The following is a 20328-nucleotide window of genomic DNA, read 5'->3' as shown; positions in this document are numbered from 1 at the left end:
AAGGAGTTATCATGCCTGATTTATCCGCCGCGGAGTTTACCTTATTACAGGGTGCGCACCTGTTTGCGCCAGAAGACCGGGGCATCTGCGATGTTCTACTCGCGAATGGCAAAATTATTGCCGTCGGCGCTGGCATCCCCGGCGATATCGTACCGGACTGTACGGTGATTAATCTTAGCGGCCGTATGCTGTGCCCGGGCTTTATCGACCAACACGTTCATCTGATCGGCGGCGGCGGCGAAGCGGGGCCGACGACGCGGACGCCGGAAGTCTCTCTGAGCCGCCTGACGGAAGCCGGGATAACAACGGTCGTCGGCCTGCTTGGCACCGACTCCGTCAGCCGTCATCCCGCGTCGCTGTTAGCCAAAACGCGAGCGCTAAATGAGGAGGGGATCACCGCCTGGATGCTCACGGGCGCTTATCACGTTCCGTCGCCGACCATTACTGGCTCGGTAGAAAAAGACGTCGCGCTGATCGACCGCGTCATTGGCGTGAAATGCGCAGTCTCCGACCACCGTTCCGCCGCGCCCAGCGGGAATCAACTCGCCAGCATGGCCGCCGAATCACGCGTTGGCGGCCTGCTGGGGGGCAAACCTGGTGTCAGCGTTTTTCATATGGGCAGCAGCAAAAAAGGGTTACAGCCGCTGTATGACATCCTGGAAAACAGCGACGTGCCGATCGGTAAACTGCTGCCTACCCACGTCAACCGTAGCGAATCTCTTTTCGAGCAGGCGCTGGCGTTTGCGCTTAAAGGCGGCGTGATCGACATTACCACCAGTATTCCGGATCCCGTCGCGCCGGCGGAGGGCATTGCCAGAGCGGTAAAAGCCGGCGTCCCGCTTTCCCGGGTGACGCTCAGTTCAGACGGTAACGGCAGCCAGCCGCTATTTGACGCTGCCGGAAATCTGACGGGTATCGGCGTCGCGGGCTTCGAAAGTTTGCTGGAGACGTTGCAGACGCTGGTTAACCACTACGGATTCAGCCTGGCCAATGCTCTGCGTCCGCTGACGACCAGCGTAGCCGCCTTCCTCAGTCTGGACGGCAAAGGCGAAATCCGTCCCGGTAACGATGCGGATCTGCTCGTCTTTAGCGCAGATTTACGCATTGAGCAGGTGTATGCGCGCGGCAAACGCATGGTCAATGAGGGGAAAGCCTGCGTAAAAGGTACCTTTGAACCGGCGTAATTCCCGCTAGTTTCAGGCTGCCCCATCACGGCATTCTGAAAGAGGATGGGATAAGCGGTTGTCAGCCGCCCGAATGGACGTAGAATGCCCCTTCGGGCGGCTGACAGGATAACGGTAAATGGATGTAACTGGAGCAGGTTTGCACAATATTGAGACAAAATGGCTATATGATTTTCTGACGCTGGAAAAGTGCCGCAATTTCTCTCAGGCCGCCATTATCCGCAACGTATCGCAACCCGCTTTTAGCCGGCGGATTCGCGCCCTGGAACATGCCGTGGGCGTTGAACTGTTTAACCGACAGGTCTCGCCGCTACAGCTTTCCGAACAGGGTAAAATCTTTCACTCCCAGGTTCGCCACCTGTTACAGCAGCTGGAAAGTAATCTGACCGAACTGCGCGGCGGCAGCGATTATACGCTGCGTAAAATCAAGATTGCCGCCGCCCACTCGCTCTCCCTCGGCCTGTTGCCGACCATCGTTAAGCAGATGCCTACGCAGTTTACCTACGCCGTTGAGGCGATAGATGTCGACCAGGCGGTGGATATGTTACGTGAGGGGCAAAGCGATTTTATCTTTTCTTATCACGATGAAAACCTGCAACAAGCGCCGTTTGATAATATCCGCCTGTTTGAGTCGAGACTGTTTCCGGTTTGCGCCAACAATGGCCGGGGCGAGCCGCGCTATACGCTTGAGCAGCCGCACTTTCCCCTGCTTAATTACAGTCAGAACTCCTATATGGGCCGATTGATAAATCGTACCCTGACTCGCCATGCTGAACTGAGTTTCAGTACATTTTTCGTCTCTTCGATGAGTGAATTGTTAAAACAGGTTGCGATGGACGGCTGCGGAATCGCCTGGTTGCCCGAGTATGCTATCCGTCAGGAGATTACCGACGGGCGCCTGATAGTGCTTGATGCCGACGAACTGGTTATCCCGATCCAGGCTTATGCTTATCGCATGAATACCCGCATGAGTCAGGTAGCCGAAACATTTTGGCGCGACCTGCGTGGGCTTCAGGCCGCGCTGTAAACACCTCAGGCGGTAAGGCGTTGCTCCCCGGTCAAAGAGGCGCGGGTGTCTGGCCAGGACTCATACCAACGAATCGCCGCGCGCACCAGCGACGCTGTGGAATCAATCATCGGGCACGCTATCGCGCGTTCATGTCCGGCCACAATAAGCGGAATTTCGGTACACCCCATGATAATTGCCTGAGCGCCACGGGCAATAAGGCTATCGATTTGCGGCAGCAGCAGCGCTTGCGCCGCAGTTTTATCGCCACGTTTAAGCGTATAAATAGCCTGCATTACCAACGCCTGCCCCGCGTCTTCTGGCTGAATTAACGTCAGCCCCCGCGCCAGCGCTTTCTTTTGATATAACCCGGTCGCCAGCGTCGCATTGGTCGCCAGCAGCCCAACGTGCCGCGCCGATGGCGGAATATCCCCCAGGGTAGCGTCCAGGATGCTGATCATTCGCGCTTTCGCGACGTTCTGTAAATCATCAAACCAATAATGCGCAGTGTTGCATGGGATAACGATACACTCCGCCCCGGCGTCTTCCAGCATATGCAGATAACGCTCCAGATAACGGTATGGCGAAGGCCCGCCGGATAACAGACATGCTGTACGATCGGGAATATCAGGGATAGAGCTGACAATGAGCGGGATGTGTTGTTGATCACAACTGGCATGTCGCAATTCAACAAATTTTTCCAACATATCCGCCGTTGCCGCAGGTCCCATCCCCCCCAGTATCCCAATGGTGTGTTTCATCGCTTTTCCCGCTTATTTACGTCAAGGTCAGAAACACACTATCAACTTGATGTGTATATAAAAAATGCCGTTTTATTAGCGGCTATGCGTAAAAATCATAACGGGTGTAAGGGCCACGCGTTATCGCCTTTTCAGGCAATCGATTGGTTACATGAGCGCTCATCAGCCTTCGCAAGCCGCTAAATGCCATTTCGCTATACAGCATCGCCCACTGCGAGTCCGCAAGCTTGTTTTGTCCTCATCGCCACAGCGCCTGTCGGTGAAGAGGCCGCCGTGTTTTGCTTTTCGACGCTAATGCGGGAATATCCCAGCGAATATGGCTATAAACCAAATCCACGGTCTCCGTGGCGCTGCCTTCGGCGTCTCCATGATTGCTCATGCGTGAAATTCGCACATTGGTGAGCGTATAAATAATAAATGGCAGCATTGCGCCCTTATCACGACGGCATAATGTCAGCACGCCTTCTTTCACCGTTTTCCCGTTACAATAGTGCTCATAGAGGCCTGGTGTAGCAAGATCGACTGGCTTTGTCAGCGTCAACCCTCCAATATATGTCCCTCTCGCTTCGCCGGACTCCCGTTTTGTCGGGTTGTGGTTGTAAGCAATAAGTTTTATTTGGTTTTCAAAACCTTTGATCCGGCTTTCGCCTTCAATACCGTCCAGTTTTAAATAGATGGCGTCCATCCCCCCTCCGTGATTATCATGCGGCAAAGCAGGCTGACAAGGACGGAACGCCAACAATGAAAGAACGTTCCATTTTCCAGCCATTTCGTTGGTGTCTCTGTATACCAGATTAAATACCGACAATCTGCTATAACTGGATTCTTGCTAAATACCTTCTGCCATCAACAATCCATTTTACAATAGCGCTACTGACCTGAAATCTATTACGCCAGGCATTCAAGCATCGTTTCCTGAATAACCATAGCCGCTATAAGAACCATATCAAAAAAGAAATATCAATATCATTTCTTATTTTTATCCGAGAAATTACTTAATTCCACCGAATCGGAATATAGACAATTCTTATTCCTTTTCACATCAATGGGTTTTTTAGACTTTTGTCATATCGAAAACAACCATTCCAATAGAACATATTTACTATGTGAATATATTTAATGTTTTTATCGCGCGCAGTGTTATCACAGTAATAAATGATTTGCATCAAAAATGCGCCTTTCAGCGCCACGTATTTTTGGGCAGCAAATTATAAAATCGCGTTTCAAAGTCAGTGAGATGTTATCTGTTCAGGCGATATGACTTTATGCCCGGACGATACGCCAGCCGCTTTACCCTTACGTTTAGTCGTGATACGTTAGATCACATGAACACGAAACGATCCAACGCTACGCAACGTCATCTCCGCTGGTGGCTGCCTTCCTGAAGGCGGCACGGATCACTATCCCTCTTTAAGTAGCCGCCGAAAGGCGGCTACTGCGTTTCGGGACGTCTTTCGGCTTTACAGTAAGCATAAAGGAGTCCTTAATGAACACCCTTCCTATCATTCTGACTGGCGATCGCCCCACCGGCTCGCTGCACCTCGGCCATTATGTCGGTTCACTGCGCCAGCGCGTCGCGCTACAGCAGGATCACCAACAGTATGTCCTGATTGCCGACCTGCAGGGACTCACCGATAACGGCAGTAATCCGCAAAAAATCCGCGATAATATTCCGCAAGTGTTAGCTGACTATCTGGCCGTCGGCATCGATCCCACGCTGACGACGATCTGCCTGCAATCCGCGTTACCCGCCCTCGCCGAATTAACGGTGCTGTATATGAATATTGTTACCGTCGCCCGAGTGGAGCGTAATCCTACGGTAAAAAATGAGATTGCCCAAAAAGGCTTTACCCGTTCCCTGCCGGTCGGGTTCATGGCGTATCCCATTAGCCAGGCGGCAGATATCACCGCCTTTAAGGCCGAAATGGTACCGGTTGGCGACGACCAATTGCCCATGATTGAGCAAACGAATGAGATCGTTCATAAGATGAATAGTCTTTTCTCCTCGCCGGTATTGCGACCCTGTCAGGCGCTCCTGAGCGATACGGGTCGTCTGCCCGGCATTGACGGCAGCGCCAAGATGTCGAAATCGCTCGGCAATACCCTGCTTCTTTCCGCCAGCGAAGAGACCATCCACCGTGCGGTCAGCGCGATGTACACCGATCCCAATCATTTAAAAATTAGCGATCCGGGAAAAATAGAAGGTAACGTCGTCTTTACGTGGCTGGATGCGTTTCATCCGGATAAAGCCAAAGTCGCGGCGATGAAAGCACATTATCAACAAGGCGGATTAGGCGACCGTGTCTGTAAAAATGAGCTGGAGACCTGCCTGCAAGAACTGATCGCGCCCATACGCGAACGACGGGCAACCTTTATTGCAGATAAGGGAATGCTAATGGAATTACTGAAAAAAGGTAGCGAGCGGGCCCATGAGGTCACTCAAAAGACGCTACAGGAAGTAAAACGTGGACTGGGTCTGCCCACGCTATTCCAGGTATAATCAGGCATCAACGTTGTCCAGCGGCCATGACTCAAACAGATAGCCATCAAAGTAGATGTCATCAACATTGGAAAACTCCAGCAGACGCTGCTTCACGTTTTCCAGGTGCTGCCACATCGCCAGCTTCGCTGCGCGGGCGTCTTTCTTAATTAACGCCGCGAGGATCTGCTTATGATCGACCAGCCACTCCTTACGGTAAAGCGTATCGCCCAGATGGCTATGAAGCTGGAGCCACATCGGATTATTTTCACGCCATTGCCAGGACTGACGGAAGAGCTCTACCAACATACTGTTATGGGTCGCTTCGGCAATGGCCAGATGAAACTGCATATCGCCGCTTTCTGAGCCGCCCGGCGCGCTGGAGGCGAGCTCTCGCTCTTCCAGTTGTAACGCCTGGCGCATTTTAATGATGTCTTCGCGGGTGGCCTGCAGAGCGGCAAATTCAGCGATATTGCTTTCCAGCAACTGACGCGCCTGCAACAGTTCAAAAGGCCCGGCGTCATTACAGTGATTGACGTCAGCGCCTTCCATCTCGTTATTATCCGCGCTGTCGAGCACGTAGATCCCGGCGCCGCGGCGGACTTCAACCAGACCTTTAATTTCCAGCATGATCAGCGCTTCACGCACGACGGTACGCGTCACATTGAGCCTCTCAGCGATCTCTCTTTCCGGCGGCAAGCGCTCCCCGGGGCGGTACGGCGTCTGAACAATCAGATCCCGTATCATTGCGCCCACTTCCTGGTAAGGTCTTTGCTGAGAAGTGTTTGATTTCATATTGGTCGTGCCCGTCCGATGCGATTTCCCGGTATCAGACTATAGCATTTGTAAAGAGGGATAGCACGCGTAGCACACCAAAAACGCGAAACTGGTCAACCAACAAAATAATAATGCGCGCCGTTTCGCTAGTGAGGCCAGATGAAAGGAAAGGCAATAGACAATACACGACTGATGTTCCACCTTTAGCCCTGATGCCTGAATATGAACAGCATATTGGTTTACCAATATAAAATTTATCAACCAAAAATCAGGCCATAAAATGTGTCTGTACATTGACAGGAATAATGCCTCTGACATAGCGTGATCGGCGAAAATCCAGCCGCTCTCTTTGTATCAAGAACGCGTTATGATAAAAGACACCGTGTTTTTCGCCCCAGGCGTATCCGGGGGAAGCAACGCCTCCAGTTTGTCGAGCCGCCATCGCCGGGCAGCGATTATTCTGCATGAAATTTATGGTATTAACGCTCATATCCAACGCGCAGGCCATGAATGGATGACGCGCGGATTCGACATCTATATTCCCGCGCTGTTTCCTCACCATACCCCCTTTCGCTATGAACAGCAGGAGGAGGCTTACCGTCACTTTTCAGCAAATGTCGGCTTTGATCCCGCCGTCGTTACCACATTACTCCACGATCTCAGAACGCAGTACGAGACGCTAATCGTCGTAGGATATAGCGTCGGCGCAACGCTCGCATGGCTAAGTGCAGCCAGTGGGTTATGCGATGGCGTCGTTTGCTATTACGGTTCCCGTATACGCCAGTACCTTCATCTTGCGCCTCTCTGTCCGACACTGGTTATTGTCGCGCGTTATGAGCCAGCGTTTGATCCCCTCGCCATGCGGCAGGCGCTGGAAAAGCGCCCCCGGGTGCAGTGTAAAATGTACGATGCGCGGCACGGGTTCTGTGATGCTGATAGCGCCACCTTCGATGCCGCCTTATCGCATCAGGTAATGGACGATGTGACCGCATTTATTCGCGACATCACTTGTGCAAACACATCGCCCGATTTTCAGCTTTAGTGGAGACTTTTTTCAACGAGCTGTTCCAGTTTTTTCAAAGCCTGTATGTCTGCGGCATCAAGACCATAACGTTGCAGCGTTTCAGCGGGATGATAACTGACTAACGTTCGCCCATCGGCTTGCTGGCTAATGAGCACCCGAAACGGTAAATCCAGCGCCAGTTCGGGATGCGCCAGCATGAGAGGCGTTCCGCCTTTAGGATTGCCAAAGACCAGAACCGTTGTCGGCGGCATTTTCAGGTTAACATTCTGTGCCGCTCTGGCATGGTCAAATTCCCCAAATAACACCAGACCGTGATCGGCGACAGCGTGCATCAACCGCGCTCGGGTCTGCAAATAGTCATAAGCGCTGTAGGTTTTAACCATGGTTATCGCTCCATCCTCCGTTGCAAAGCCAGGCCTTATTAAGATTAACATCAGGGTTACCGCCAATAAAAAAGGCTTTAAAATAGTGCTCATTCTTCTCTCTCCCTGACCCAATACCCATGAGTAAATGCGACACAGATGATATGCAGTTTAAAAATCAGTCATCGTACTGTACCCCTTATTATTGCACTGAACAGCTCATCACTAAAAAAACAGACGGCAGAACAAAAAATTCCGACGTCTGAACAAATTTAAATAACGATGATCCAGTCTGACTGAGCGACAGCGCGATCATTATTATGGCGCGACACTGTCTTCTTCAGCCCGCTGGGTAAGAAAAAATATACTCCGCTCAGTAAGATAATAGATACTACAGGCCAACTCTTCAGAGATACGGAGCATCATTGCGTAGTGATGATGCGATTTTTCTGGCGCCATCGGCAGAAATATTTCTGACTCCAGCACGTTACTTAAAAAATGAAATTTATGTGCATATTCAGCAGATATAACGCCTCTCGCCATCAGATTAGTCATTAAGGTATTTAAACTATCTTGTTCATGATATACGATACCTTTTCTCTCATGAATTCTGAGAAGAACGCTTCTGAAGACTGCATGACATTCCTTTACGACACAGGCAAAATCATTAAGCATCAGGCGATTATACGCTTCCATAAGATCATATTCGACAAAGCCATACTCTCCAGGGGAGTACAAATAATAACATATGTTTTTAAGCCGTTTTATTCTGCGCAACCTTACAATCCTACCATTTTCATATCGATATTTTAAACTATGCTCATGAAATATATTATTTAATTCACTAATCGCCTTATCCGGTTCTAACCCAAGCGTAACTTCATAGGTCCGAAGGTAGGTATCTATATAGTTAAAAGCAAGCTCAATGGTATCAATATGCTTTCTTTTATCATCTGTTTTTAATAACAGATTACTCATTTCATCCAGATATGACGTTGAATGCGCATATAAGGTGAATAAGCCATACTCTTTGCGCAACGTTTTACATATTCTTCGATAAACTTCGTCAGAATGACTATTATGATAGCAGTATAATGTCATATCATAAAAAGAGGAGCAGTTTCCTAGCGTATTGATAATCAATAAGATTATTTGCTCGCGTATTTCTAACGGAATATCTTCATATAACAGATCGCTATGCCTTAGTGAGTATGGTCTAAAGGTGTGCATTCCTCCCCCTGTAACCGCAACAGAAAAAATTACGCTATGAATAGCGCCACATTACTCTAATTCAGTGGTTCAGGTATTAATATCAGTTCAACAGTGAGCCATTTTTTCTTATTTTTTAATGGTGTTGCGTGAATATTTACATTAAATATAAATGATAAGCAAAGTAAAGAGGCTTGCGTAATTATGACGCTACTGACAAAGAGACCATGGTCTTCGTATCGGATGAAACGTGAGATCCCATTAATGAATGGGATCTATTTTATTATTACTTCCTGTCAACCTACTTTTTCAACTACAAAATTATCCTGACGAACAAAATCAATAAGCAGTTCTATAGTCCCTAACCCCCATTGATTCGATATAGCAATACGCTCACCGGACGGCAACTCAATCAACGCATCTTCCTGCATATGATATCTGTTTTTCCTTTTTTCAGGGATCTGCTCAACCAGTGCTACTGTTCTTTTCTGTAAGTCTTCACTCAATTTATTCTTGAGATCATCTATATTCGCAGGATTATGTTTATTAATCCAGTCAGTGAAAAGTTCAAGTGCAAGCTTCCGTTTATTGAAGGTTTTTCCTTTATATTTATATAAGGAATAATCCCTCTCCGACTTTTGACTGCTAATAATTTGTTCCGTGCGTTTCTCTCTGAATCTGACCTGATATTCTTCCAGTTCAGGGACTGGTATTATTTGTTCAGCATTAATCAGCACTTCACCCTTAAAGTTGTAAGGCGTTAAGCGAACACAGCGAATATCGACACCTTTATCTCTTAGCCATATTGCGGTTGTCGTTAATTCTTTACTGAAATCCGCTGATGCCAGAACGATGCGAATATCTTTACCAAAATCAGCGAGTTCGTTTTCTTCTAACTCCACAAAATCCAGTAACTTCTCTTTTGCATTCTCATCGATCCCATGCTTCCAAAGATATGCCTGATAATATTCGCATGCTTTCGCAAAACTCATCGTTGAAATCATTGCCGCATACCTTAGCGCCTGCAGTTCCATATGCGCGCCGATTTCATCACGTTTCAGTTCAATGACAACCAAATTGGCCTGCTTGTCAATCGCTAATAAATCAATCCTCCGCCGACTATCCTCCCAATCAGAGAATTCTTCGGATATGACAAGGCAGCCCGGCGCGACAATATCAATATTCTTCTTGATAGCCTCCTGAAGATCATAGCGTTCCTGCAGCCTTTCGATGGTGAAAGATGTTTTTTCAAGGGTAGTCAGTATTTTCTCAGAGATATTGTATAGCGCCACATTATATTCCTTTTGTTTACTCTACAGATAATTGTAACCCATCGCCCTTTGTCATTCTGCTGGCTTGCGCAAAGAATCCATACAATATCATCACTGGTGCGAAAATCTGGATTATCCATGGCATTCAGCCTTCACTGAATGCCACAGACAAGCGTTATTCAACTAAAGCTCACCTGTCCCTTAATCCTTCTTTCATTCCGTTGCGTCGTTGCCATACCAGCACACTTAAACGTAAGGTGAGCTTATTATTTTTATCGACAGGTCAGAACAATCCTTCGCCGGTCATACAGTGTTTCAACTGAGAGCTGCAAATCATATTTCGCATTCTTCAGTTTTCGCGATTTAAGCATTTTCATCGTGACGCCACTTATTTGCCCTGTTTCAATCCGTCTCTTGATTTCGGCTGCGCTTAGCAGGAGTTGCTTCTTCAAAATCGACAGCAGGCTGACCTGAAAAGAACGGGAAATCCTGACGCTAACACTGACCTGCTTGTGGGAGGCGATACTGACCAGCCACCGTTCCTGAATGTGAAAATCAGGCTGCCCCGATAATTCAGCATTGTTTCGCTTCAGGATCGCGTTGTCATAAGCAAAATATTGCACCGTGGCAGCATCATTCGCCATCAGCCGGCAATAAAGATCGCGGTTAATTTTGCTGACTGGTAGGCGTGAGAACAGGGAGATATTCCAGGTGTAATCGCAGTGTGTGCATTTATAGATACTCCAGACATCGAGTACCTTCTTTTGCGAATTAACCCGAAATGCCCCAGAAGGCGTGAAGTCCCGTTTTACGCTGCATGAAGGGCAACGTTTCGCTATGCGCTGATACCCCACAGGAGTGACAGTCCATATGACTTTCATAACGTACCTTTTTTAACCCATACAAAACCGGATCCGAACTCAGCGGACCATAAATGTTTATGTATGAAAAATATTTAAGTGATATTTTTCAGTTGGTTAAAAAAAGATTTCCAACGCAACAACCCTGTCAATGGCTAAAAAGATACGCCGAGACTATCAAAGCGGTCATTATCGGGTATATGAGTTTAATCAATATTCATTATGGTAATTGCGGGAGCTATTCATCTGATACGCTAAACGTCATGAGCCTCCCTTTGAGATCACACTTTTCACTCCCGGTTATTCACTTACAGAAATCAGGTGTTATCATTCACGACGTAAATACCTTTCAACTCAACCCGAGGCTTTGATGCTGGAGAATGTCATCATCTGATAATCAGTTACCCGACCTTTTCAGGCCGGACTGATTATCAATGCGCCGAAATCGAATGCGGACACCGCAGTGTGTTTGCACGTTTAGCCTATGATGATTAAACAGGTTCTTCAGTATGAATTTATCCCGTCAGGAACAACGTACCTTACACGTTCTCGCCAAAGGCGGACGCATTACGCACATCCGCGATGCGTCAGGCCGCGTCACCGCCGTTGAGTGCTATAGCCGCGAAGGGCTGTTGCTCGCCGATTGCACGCTCGCTGTATTCAAAAAACTCAAAACCAAAAAGCTGATCAAATCCGTTAACGGTCAGCCCTACCGCATTAATACAACCGGGCTGAACAACGTTCGCGCCCAGCCTGACAATCGCTAAGGAGATGATGATGGATATCAGCGCCGTTATTTTTGCAACGCATCGCATTCGGCTATTACCCGATGAAGGCAAAATCCCCTGGGACGAGCCAGCCTTCAGCCAACGCATGCTGGAAAATCATCTGTCGCAGGACCACGACTGGGCCAGCCGCCGGCTAACCGTGATTGAGCAACAGGTAACATGGATTACCCGTCAGTTACCCGCTGGCGCCCGCATTCTGGATCTCGGCTGTGGCCCCGGTTTTTATACCCGCCTGTTAGCGGAGCGTGGGTTTCACTGCACAGGCGTAGATTTCTCTCCGGCATCCATCACATGGGCTCGCCAGCAGGCGCAAGCCGCAAACCTGAATATTGACTACATTCAGCAGGATATTCGTACATACCACCCCACGGAACCTTTTGATTTCATTATGATGACGTTTGGGGAACTGAATGTCTTTAGCGCTGCTGATGCGCAAAGCCTCATCAGTCATTGCGCTCAGTGGTTGAAACCCGATGGCAAACTGCTTGTTGAAGTGCATACCTTCGATGAAGTTAAACGCCAGGGCATGGCGCAGCCAGGCTGGCAGCGTTGTCCGCACGGCCTGTTTCTTGCCGAGCCTCATCTGCTGTTAACGGAAAATGCCTGGGATGAAGAGGCCCAAACCAGCTCAACGCAGTTCTGGGCGATAGCGGAAAACGGCTGTACCACCCGTTTCGGCAGTCAAATGAAGGCCTGGCGCGATGATGAATATATCAGCCTGCTTGGTGATGCTGGCTTCACTGTGTTGCAGCGCCCGGACAGTCACACCTGGCCGGTCGGCGAGACTTTTGCAGGCAAGCTGTTTGCGCTGCTGGTTGAAAAAGTATCCACTTCTGAGGGTATTGCCCTCAGTAAAAGGAATAACCCAATGGATATCCCACGTATTTTTACCATTAGCGAAAGCGAACACCGTATCCATAATCCGTTTACAGCGGAAAAGTACGCCACGCTGGGCCATGCGTTACGCATGAAACCAGGCATGCGGATTCTCGATCTCGGTAGCGGTTCGGGTGAGATGCTCTGCACCTGGGCTCGCGATTACGGTGTTACAGGTACTGGCATTGACATAAGCCCGCTCTTCACCACACAGGCAAAACAACGTGCAGAAGAGCTCGGCGTCAGTGAATATGTACATTTTATTCATAACGACGCGGCCGGTTATATTGATGAGGAAAAATATGACGTGGCGGCCTGCGTAGGCGCTACCTGGATTGCGGGCGGTGTCGCGGGGACAATAGATCTGCTGGCCAAAAGCCTCAAACCTGGCGGGATCATTCTCATCGGTGAACCGTACTGGCGTCGGATCCCCGCAACGGAAGAGATCGCCCACGCCTGTGGCGTCTCATCCGTCGCCGATTTCCGTCCCCTGCCCGAGCTGGTCGCCTTTTTTGACCAACTCGGCTATGACGTAGTGGAAATGGTGCTGGCGGACCCGCAAGGCTGGGACAGATATGAAGCCGCGAAGTGGATGACCATGCGCCGCTGGCTGGAGGAAAACCCTGACGATGAGTTTGCGCAAGAGGTTCGAACAGAACTGACGGTAGCCCCCAAACGTCACGTCACCTGGACGCGAGAATACTTTGGCTGGGGCGTATTTGCGTTAATCGCGCGATAACGTGAAGCAGGAGGTATAGCCTACAAGAGGTATACCTCCATTTAAAAGTATCCAACAAATTAACACGGCTCAAGGCGGGAATATATCGCCTTAGAGACTATCCCACCAGGCGTTATTGGCGCAGCCAGTTTGGACACGGACAGCGCACAAAAACCGGAGCGTACACGTAGTACGTGAGGATTTTGAGCACTGCCCAGGTCCAAAATGGCAAGTAAAATAGCCCTAATGGGATAGGCTCTTAATTTCGCCATTAAGTTTCTGCCACAATATGTCGCAAGACGTGCAAGCGTTCCACCTCACCTGATGAGCGACACCACCATCAATAAGACGTTATTGCTGCAATTCAATTATTAAAAATAAAAAAAGAACCAGAAGAAAATTAAAAAATGGCTTACCCACCATATTAGCCATTGTTAAAATCAAAGTAACCCCCCGTAAAAGCTGGATGTTTTTATTTCTCATAGACGAGAATTTATATATTATGATATAATACGGCAGAAAAACATGCAGGTTATTAACCTGCCATTAATGTAAATAATTTTTTGAGGAGATGTTTCCAGTGGGACGTAAATGGGCAAATATTGTTGCTAAGAAAACAGCTAAAGACGGTGCAACGTCTAAAGTATATGCAAAATTTGGTGTAGAAATCTATGCTGCTGCTAAACAAGGTGAACCAGACCCGGAATCAAACTCAGCTTTAAAATTCGTTATTGAACGTGCGAAACAAGCACAGGTTCCAAAACATGTTATTGATAAAGCTATTGATAAAGCCAAAGGTGGCGGAGATGAAACGTTCGTGCAAGGGCGTTATGAAGGCTTTGGACCCAATGGTTCAATGGTTATCGCTGAAACGTTGACGTCTAATGTTAACCGTACGATTGCTAATATCCGCACAATTTTTAATAAAAAAGGCGGGAATATCGGAGCGGCAGGTGCTGTCAGCTATATGTTTGACAATACTGGAGTGATTGTATTTAAAGGAACAGACCCTGACCATATTTTTGAAATTTTGCTTGATGCTGAAGTTGATGTTCGTGATGTAACCGAAGAAGAAGGAAACATCGTTATTTATACTGAAGCTACAGACCTGCATAAAGGAATCGCAGCGCTAAAAGCAGCTGGAATTTCTGAATTTTCAACAACAGAATTAGAAATGATTGCTCAATCAGAAGTTGAACTTTCACCAGAAGATTTAGAAATCTTTGAAGGACTTGTTGATGCCCTTGAAGATGATGATGATGTGCAAAAAGTATATCATAACGTTGCAAACCTCTAATTATAAATTAAACAAATCTGTCTCTATGGCAGATTTGTTTAATTTATAAAGCTGTTATAAAAAAGTCTATCTGGCCAGATATATAGATCTTTAAATTTATGTGTCTTATCACGACCTGATCTGACACATAGCTTTGAAAGATTGAGAGTTACCGGTTTTGATATAGTGTCGAATCCTTATATAAAACATGAGGTAATTTTCATGTTTCATACGACGAATCCCGTCAGCAAGCTAAGCAAAAGCCAGCAATATCGGGCTACTTACAATCTCCCTGTGCTCTTTAAGGCACCGCCCTTATAAATTCTGCTTGCGCTCGTAATGGTTCATCTGGCGCTCTACGCGTCACTTGACTACAGGTGTGACTCCACCAGCGCGCTACAGACCATAGTGCGAGAACCGTGGCCGATTACCTACTATTTGAAGGCACTCAGCGACGAAATCGGAGAACCATCCAAAAAGCACCTTGATCGTTACCTGGAACCATTCGTTGTGAGCATCACAGACCGGAGTGCCTGGCTGGCTATTATTGGCGGGATCAAGGGGCTGGATGGTTTAGATAAAAAGAACATCTCTTATGAAAGCCTGGATGACCCCGAAGTACAAAAGATTTATATGACTTACCGTTCCGAATAATCTGTCAAATCAGTAACTCAATGAACAAACTGTAAAAATCATTTTTTCAAAGGGATGGATAAATACCGGTCTCCGTAATGGCTTTCATCTCACAAATTGCCTTTTCTCATGGCATCCCGCCCCTTCCCCCATTACAATCATCGTTTGTTTTTTTGCGAGCTGCATAGCAGTCTTCAGAGGGTAGATATGACGATGAAAAACGACAAGGCATGGATTGGAGACCTGCTAGGCGGGCCGCTGATGAGCAGGGAAAGTCGAATCATCGCTGAGCTCATGCTTACCGCTCCCAATGAACAAACCTGGCAAGAGCAGATCGTGGGTCATAACATTCTCCAGGCTTCCTCTGCCAATACGGCGAAGCGCTATGCTACAACGATAAAACTACGCCTGAATACGCTTGATAAAGTGGCGTGGTCGCTTATTGCTGAAGGGAGCGAGCGCGAGCGTCAGCAATTGCTGTTCGTCGCTCTGATCCTCCATTCACCGGTTGTTAAAGACTTCCTGGCTGAAGTGGTGAACGACCTGTGCAGACAATTTAAAGAAAAGCTCCCTATGGATAGCTGGGATGAGTTTGTGGCTAACCATCTTCGTCAGCAGCCCGTACTCACCAGTTACTCAGATTCATCCATCAAAAAAATGGGTAACAACTTGATCAAAGCACTGGCTGAAGCTGGTTATCTGGATACACCTCGTCGGCGTAATCTCCAGTCGGTCTTTCTTTTACCAGAAACTCAGGCGACCTTGCAGCGCCTTGGACAACAAGAATTAGTTTCTATTCTGGAGGGACAACGGTGATCGATCCCGTGCTTGAATACCGCCTGTCACAGGTTCAGAGCCGCATTAGCGAAGAGCGCTTTCTCAAAAACAACGGCTCCGGTAATGAGATTGGGTTCTGGATTTTTGATTATCCTGCTCAGAATGAGCTGCAGGTGCGTGAACACCTGAAGTATCTGTTGCGTAATCTGGAAAAGGACCACAAGTTCGCGCACCTCAACATCTTTCAGATCATCGTCGACATGCTCACTGAACGTGGGTTATTTGACCGCGTCTGTCAGCAGGAAGTGAAAGTCGGTACCGAAGCGCTGAAAAAACAACTCGTTGGCTTATTGAATCAGAAAAAGATCGCGGATTACATAGCAAAAAAAGTCGATCTTCAGAATCAAGAGTTTGTCATTCTGACAGGAATGGGTAACGCCTGGCCGCTGGTTCGTGGCCATGAGCTGATGAGCGCCTTGCAGGACGTGATGGGTTTTACCCCCCTGCTGATGTTTTATCCGGGAACCTATAGCGGACACGATCTCTCCCCATTGGCGGGCATTGATTCCCGAAATTATTATCGCGCCTTCAGGCTGGTACCCGAAAGCGGGCCTGCGGCGACATTGAATCCTCGTTAAAGAGCACAGCAATGAATATTGAACAGATCTTTGAGAAACGTCTGGACCGAAATATTAATGGCGTTGTGAAAGCCGAACAGACGGACGATGCCAGTGCCTGGATTGAGCTTGATGAATACGTCATCACCCGGGAACTGGAAGGGCATCTTCGCCACTTCTTTGAATCTTATGTTCCGGCAACCGGTCCGGATCGCATACGCATGGAAAACAAAATTGGCGTATGGGTGTCAGGGTTCTTTGGCTCAGGTAAATCACACTTTATCAAGATTCTGTCGTATCTGTTGTCTAACCGCAAAGTCAGCCATAACGGTACAGAACGTCATGCTTACTCCTTCTTTGAAGACAAAATCAAAGATGCTCTGTTCCTCGCTGATATCAACAAAGCGGTCCATCATCCGACGGAAGTGATTCTGTTCAATATTGATTCTCGTGCTAACGTCGATGACAAAGAAGACGCCATCCTTAAAGTCTTCCTGAAGGTATTTAACGAACGGGTTGGCTACTGTGCTGATTTTCCGCACATCGCCCATCTGGAGCGTGAGCTGGCTAAACGCGGCCAATACGACGCGTTTAAGACCGCATTCGCCACTATCACTGACTCAAGCTGGGAAAAAGAGCGCGATTCCTACTATTTCATCAGCGATGAAATGGCAGAAGCCCTAAGCCAGGCCACCGGTCAAAGCGTTGACGCTTCGCGTCAATGGGTGGAACAGCTGGATAAGAATTTCCCATTAGATATCAATAATTTTTGCCAGTGGGTCAAAGAGTGGCTGGATGAAAACGGCAAAAATATCCTCTTCATGGTGGATGAAGTCGGCCAGTTCATCGGTAAAAATACGCAGATGATGTTGAAGCTGCAGACTATCACTGAAAATCTGGGTGTTATCTGTGGTGGACGCGCATGGGTTATTGTTACTTCCCAGGCGGATATTAATGCGGCCATTGGTGGGATGAGCAGCCGTGACGGACAAGATTTCTCTAAAATTCAAGGCCGTTTCTCTACCCGTTTGCAGCTTTCAAGCTCCAACACCTCCGAAGTTATCCAAAAACGTTTGCTGGTGAAAACCGATGCCGCAAAACCCGCGCTGGCGAAAGTCTGGCAGGAAAAAGGCGACATTCTACGTAACCAGCTTGCTTTTGATCCCACAACCACCGCTTCTTTGCGCCCCTACACCAGCGAAGAAGAATTTATTGATAACTACCCGTTTGTCCCGTGGCACTACCAGATTCTGCAGAAGGTTTTTGAGTCTATCCGGACCAAAGGTGCCGCCGGTAAACAGTTAGCCATGGGTGAACGCTCACAGTTAGAAGCCTTCCAGACTGCGGCACAGCAGATCTCCCCGCAGGGTCTGGATTCTCTGGTTCCCTTCTGGCGTTTTTATGCCGCGATTGAAAGCTTCCTGGAGCCGGCCGTCAGCCGCACCATCACTCAGGCCTGCCAGAATGGCATTCTTGATGAGTTCGATGGCAACTTACTGAAAACACTGTTCCTGATCCGCTACGTCGATGTGCTGAAAAGTACATTAGATAACCTGGTTACCCTTTCGATAGACAAAATCGATACCGATAAAGTCGAACTACGCCGTCGCGTTGAAAAAAGCCTGAATAAGCTGGAACGAGAAATGTTGATTGCACGTGTTGAAGACAAATACGTGTTTCTGACCAACGAAGAAAAAGAGATCGAGAACGAGATCCGTAACGTCGAAGTCGACTTCTCCGCGATCAACAAGAAACTGGCCTCGATCATCTTTGATGACATTCTGAAAAACCGGAAGTATCGCTATCCGGCAAATAAGCAGGACTTTGATATCAGCCGCTTCCTGAACGGGCACCCGTTAGACGGCGCAATGCTTAACGATCTGGTGGTAAAGATCCTCACGCCAAAAGATCCGACCTATGATTTCTATGACAACGACGCGGCATGCCGCCCATACACCTCTGAGGGAGACGGCTGCATTTTAATTCGTTTACCTGCCGATGCCCGGACCTGGACCGATATTGATTTGGTCGTCCAAACGGAAAAATTCCTCAGGGACAACGCAGGTCAGCGACCGGAACAAGCCAGTCTGCTTTCAGAAAAAGCCCGTGAGAACAGCGTTCGCGAGAAAATGCTCCGCGTTCAGCTGGAGTCGCTTATTGCCGAAGCTGACGTCTGGGCGATTGGCGAGCGCTTACCGAAGAAATCTTCGACGCCATCCAGCATCGTGGATGAAGCTTGCCGCTATGTGATTGAAAACACGTTTGCCAAGCTGAAAATGCTGCGCCCGTTCAACGGTGATATCGCACGTGAAATCCATGCACTACTCACGGTGGAGAATGATGCGGAGCTGGATCTGGGCGAACTGGAGGAATCCAACCCCGACGCGATGCGCGAAGTAGAAACCTGGGTCAGCATGAATATCGAGTTCAATAAGCCGGTTTATTTACGCGATATTCTGAACCACTTTGCCCGCCGTCCTTATGGATGGCCGGAAGAAGAAGTGAAGCTGCTGGTTGCCCGTCTGGCGCGCAAAGGCAAATTCAGCTTCAGCCAGCAGAATAACAATATCGAGCGTAAGCAGGTGTGGGAGCTGTTTAATAACAGCCGTCGCCACAGCGAGCTGCGTCTGCACAAAATTCGCCGTCACGACGAATCGCAAATTCGTAAGGCCGCACAAACTATGGCGGAAATTGCCCAACAGCCGTTTAGCGAACGTGAAGAACCGGCCCTGGTTGAACATATCCGCCAGGTCTTCAATGACTGGAAGCAAGAGCTGAATGTCTTCAAAGCGAAAGCGGAAGGTGGAAACAATCCAGGTAAAGATGAGATTGAGTCAGGCCTGCGCCTGCTGAATTCCATTCTGAGTGAAAAAGAAGATTTTGCCCTGATTGAGAAGGTCACCAGCCAGGTCAATGAGCTTCTGGATTTCAGTGAAGATCGTGAAAATTTGGTCGATTTCTACCGCAAGCAGTTTGCTACCTGGCAAAAACTAGGCGCGGCGCTGAACGGCAGCTTTAAATCCAACCGCAGCGCGCTGGAAAAAGACGCCGTGGCGGTAAAAGCACTGGGCGAGCTGGAAAACATCTGGCAGATGCCGGAACCTTATAAGCATCTCAATCGCATCACACCACTGATTGAACAGGTCCAGAACGTCAATCATCAGTTAGTGGAACAGCACCGCCAGCACGCCCTTGAACGCATTGACGCCCGCATTGAGGAAAGCCGTCAACGCTTGCAGGAAGCGCATGCCACGTCAGAGCTGCAAAACAGCGTTCTGCTGCCGATGCAAAAAGCCAGAAAACGTGCCGAGGTCAGCCAGTCAATTCCGGAAATTCTGGCGGAACAGCAAGAAACAATGGCACTGCAAACGGATGCCGAGAAGAAGATTAACCAGTGGATCGACGAGCTGCGTAAAAAGCAGGAAGCCCAGTTACGAGCAGCGAATGAAGCTAAACGCGCGGCCGAGTCACAACAGACTTATGTTGTGGTAGAGAAACCCGTTATCCAACCGGTACCGAAAAAAACGCATCTGGTGAATGTCGCCAGCGAGATGCGCAAAGCCACCGGTGGCGAAGTGCTGGAAACCGCCGAACAGGTGGAAAAAGCGCTGGATACGCTTCGTACTTCGCTGCTGGCAGCTATTGAGGCAGGTGACCGGATTCGTCTTCAGTAACCCCCATTTCAGGGCAGCGCTCTGCTGCCCTTTGCA

17 protein-coding genes and 15 other annotated features are annotated in these 20328 nt (G+C 48.5%); of the genes, 10 read left to right on the top strand and 7 right to left on the bottom strand.

Features of this window, described 5'->3' with window-relative positions; all coding sequences use genetic code 11:
• Window positions 1–6, top strand: a ribosome-binding site (putative RBS for iadA; RegulonDB:STMS1H004382).
• Both iadA and yjiE read left to right on the top strand, forming a co-directional pair.
• The gene (gene iadA / locus STM4512; protein ID NP_463371.1) for an isoaspartyl dipeptidase occupies window positions 1–1184 on the top strand. Within the gene, window positions 12–1184 belong to an annotated coding region; the region does not span the whole gene. Its footprint overlaps the feature before it by 6 nt.
• Before the next feature lie 104 nt (window positions 1185–1288).
• Window positions 1289–1294: a ribosome-binding site (putative RBS for yjiE; RegulonDB:STMS1H004381), on the top strand.
• Window positions 1289–2211, top strand: a protein-coding gene (gene yjiE, locus STM4511; RefSeq protein NP_463370.1) for a putative LysR family transcriptional regulator. Within the gene, window positions 1303–2211 belong to an annotated coding region; the region does not span the whole gene. Its footprint overlaps the feature before it by 6 nt.
• 5 nt (window positions 2212–2216) lie before the next feature.
• Here yjiE and STM4510 read toward each other — a convergent pair.
• Both STM4510 and STM4509 read right to left on the bottom strand, forming a co-directional pair.
• The gene (locus tag STM4510; protein NP_463369.1) for a putative aspartate racemase occupies window positions 2217–2955 on the bottom strand. Within the gene, window positions 2217–2951 belong to an annotated coding region; the region does not span the whole gene.
• Window positions 2950–2955: a ribosome-binding site (putative RBS for STM4510; RegulonDB:STMS1H004380), on the bottom strand. It overlaps the preceding gene by 6 nt.
• Window positions 2956–3189: 234 nt before the next feature.
• The gene (locus tag STM4509) for a putative cytoplasmic protein (RefSeq protein NP_463368.3) occupies window positions 3190–3723 on the bottom strand. Within the gene, window positions 3190–3720 belong to an annotated coding region; the region does not span the whole gene.
• Window positions 3718–3723 (bottom strand) — a ribosome-binding site (putative RBS for STM4509; RegulonDB:STMS1H004379). It overlaps the preceding gene by 6 nt.
• A 707-nt stretch (window positions 3724–4430) precedes the next feature.
• Window positions 4431–4436 (top strand) — a ribosome-binding site (putative RBS for trpS2; RegulonDB:STMS1H004378).
• Between STM4509 and trpS2 the strand changes: the two genes are divergently transcribed.
• Window positions 4431–5451 (top strand): putative tryptophanyl-tRNA synthetase gene (gene trpS2, locus STM4508; RefSeq protein NP_463367.1). Within the gene, window positions 4438–5451 belong to an annotated coding region; the region does not span the whole gene. Its footprint overlaps the feature before it by 6 nt.
• Here the strand turns inward: trpS2 and uxuR are convergent.
• The gene (gene uxuR / locus STM4507) for a transcriptional repressor for uxu operon (RefSeq protein ID NP_463366.1) occupies window positions 5452–6244 on the bottom strand. Within the gene, window positions 5452–6225 belong to an annotated coding region; the region does not span the whole gene.
• Window positions 6239–6244: a ribosome-binding site (putative RBS for uxuR; RegulonDB:STMS1H004377), on the bottom strand. It overlaps the preceding gene by 6 nt.
• Window positions 6245–6574: 330 nt before the next feature.
• Between uxuR and STM4506 the strand changes: the two genes are divergently transcribed.
• A complete protein-coding gene (locus STM4506) occupies window positions 6575–7249 on the top strand; it encodes a putative dienelactone hydrolase (RefSeq protein NP_463365.1) in 675 nt (224 codons plus the stop codon).
• Here the strand turns inward: STM4506 and STM4505 are convergent.
• From STM4505 to STM4502, 4 genes are all read right to left on the bottom strand, one after another.
• Window positions 7246–7713, bottom strand: a protein-coding gene (locus STM4505; protein NP_463364.1) for a putative inner membrane or exported. Within the gene, window positions 7246–7707 belong to an annotated coding region; the region does not span the whole gene. The two genes, STM4506 and STM4505, sit on opposite strands and share 4 nt — an antisense overlap.
• Window positions 7708–7713, bottom strand: a ribosome-binding site (putative RBS for STM4505; RegulonDB:STMS1H004376). Its footprint overlaps the gene before it by 6 nt.
• 198 nt (window positions 7714–7911) lie before the next feature.
• The gene (locus STM4504; protein NP_463363.1) for a putative cytoplasmic protein occupies window positions 7912–8830 on the bottom strand. Within the gene, window positions 7912–8823 belong to an annotated coding region; the region does not span the whole gene.
• Window positions 8825–8830 (bottom strand) — a ribosome-binding site (putative RBS for STM4504; RegulonDB:STMS1H004375). (Overlaps the previous gene by 6 nt.)
• A gap of 268 nt (window positions 8831–9098) precedes the next feature.
• The gene (locus STM4503) for a putative inner membrane protein (protein ID NP_463362.1) occupies window positions 9099–9839 on the bottom strand. Within the gene, window positions 9099–9836 belong to an annotated coding region; the region does not span the whole gene.
• Window positions 9834–9839 (bottom strand) — a ribosome-binding site (putative RBS for STM4503; RegulonDB:STMS1H004374). It overlaps the preceding gene by 6 nt.
• 506 nt (window positions 9840–10345) lie before the next feature.
• The gene (locus tag STM4502) for a putative cytoplasmic protein (RefSeq protein NP_463361.1) occupies window positions 10346–10960 on the bottom strand. Within the gene, window positions 10346–10954 belong to an annotated coding region; the region does not span the whole gene.
• Window positions 10955–10960 (bottom strand) — a ribosome-binding site (putative RBS for STM4502; RegulonDB:STMS1H004373). (Overlaps the previous gene by 6 nt.)
• A 476-nt stretch (window positions 10961–11436) precedes the next feature.
• Window positions 11437–11442 (top strand) — a ribosome-binding site (putative RBS for STM4501; RegulonDB:STMS1H004372).
• Here STM4502 and STM4501 point away from each other — a divergent pair.
• The 6 genes from STM4501 to STM4496 all read left to right on the top strand — a co-directional run bounded on the left by STM4501 (window position 11437) and on the right by STM4496 (window position 20292).
• Window positions 11437–11700 (top strand): putative cytoplasmic protein gene (locus tag STM4501; protein NP_463360.1). Within the gene, window positions 11443–11700 belong to an annotated coding region; the region does not span the whole gene. It overlaps the preceding feature by 6 nt.
• Window positions 11699–11704: a ribosome-binding site (putative RBS for yjhP; RegulonDB:STMS1H004371), on the top strand. It overlaps the preceding gene by 2 nt.
• The gene (gene yjhP / locus STM4500) for a putative SAM-dependent methyltransferase (protein NP_463359.1) occupies window positions 11699–13336 on the top strand. Within the gene, window positions 11705–13336 belong to an annotated coding region; the region does not span the whole gene. (Overlaps the previous feature by 6 nt.) The genes STM4501 and yjhP overlap by 2 nt, the downstream gene beginning before the upstream one ends.
• Before the next feature lie 544 nt (window positions 13337–13880).
• Window positions 13881–13886 (top strand) — a ribosome-binding site (putative RBS for yeeN; RegulonDB:STMS1H004370).
• Window positions 13881–14612 (top strand): putative cytoplasmic protein gene (gene yeeN / locus STM4499; protein ID NP_463358.3). Within the gene, window positions 13887–14612 belong to an annotated coding region; the region does not span the whole gene. It overlaps the preceding feature by 6 nt.
• Before the next feature lie 819 nt (window positions 14613–15431).
• Window positions 15432–15437: a ribosome-binding site (putative RBS for STM4498; RegulonDB:STMS1H004369), on the top strand.
• The gene (locus STM4498) for a putative inner membrane protein (RefSeq protein ID NP_463357.1) occupies window positions 15432–16040 on the top strand. Within the gene, window positions 15438–16040 belong to an annotated coding region; the region does not span the whole gene. It overlaps the preceding feature by 6 nt.
• Window positions 16030–16035, top strand: a ribosome-binding site (putative RBS for STM4497; RegulonDB:STMS1H004368). It overlaps the preceding gene by 6 nt.
• Window positions 16030–16639 (top strand): putative cytoplasmic protein gene (locus STM4497; protein ID NP_463356.1). Within the gene, window positions 16037–16639 belong to an annotated coding region; the region does not span the whole gene. Before STM4498 ends, STM4497 begins: the two co-directional genes overlap by 11 nt.
• Before the next feature lie 11 nt (window positions 16640–16650).
• The gene (locus tag STM4496) at window positions 16651–20292 is read left to right on the top strand and encodes a putative ATPase involved in DNA repair (protein ID NP_463355.1); all 3642 of its coding nucleotides are present in this window, start codon (window positions 16651–16653) and stop codon (window positions 20290–20292) included.
• The last annotated feature ends 36 nt before the right edge of the window (window positions 20293–20328 follow it).

Origin of the sequence: Salmonella enterica subsp. enterica serovar Typhimurium str. LT2 (assembly GCF_000006945.2) — a bacterium.
In the GTDB taxonomy this organism is placed as follows: domain Bacteria; phylum Pseudomonadota; class Gammaproteobacteria; order Enterobacterales; family Enterobacteriaceae; genus Salmonella; species Salmonella enterica.
Note: the sequence above shows the minus strand (reverse complement) of the source record. Positions and strands in the feature narration are given on the sequence as shown.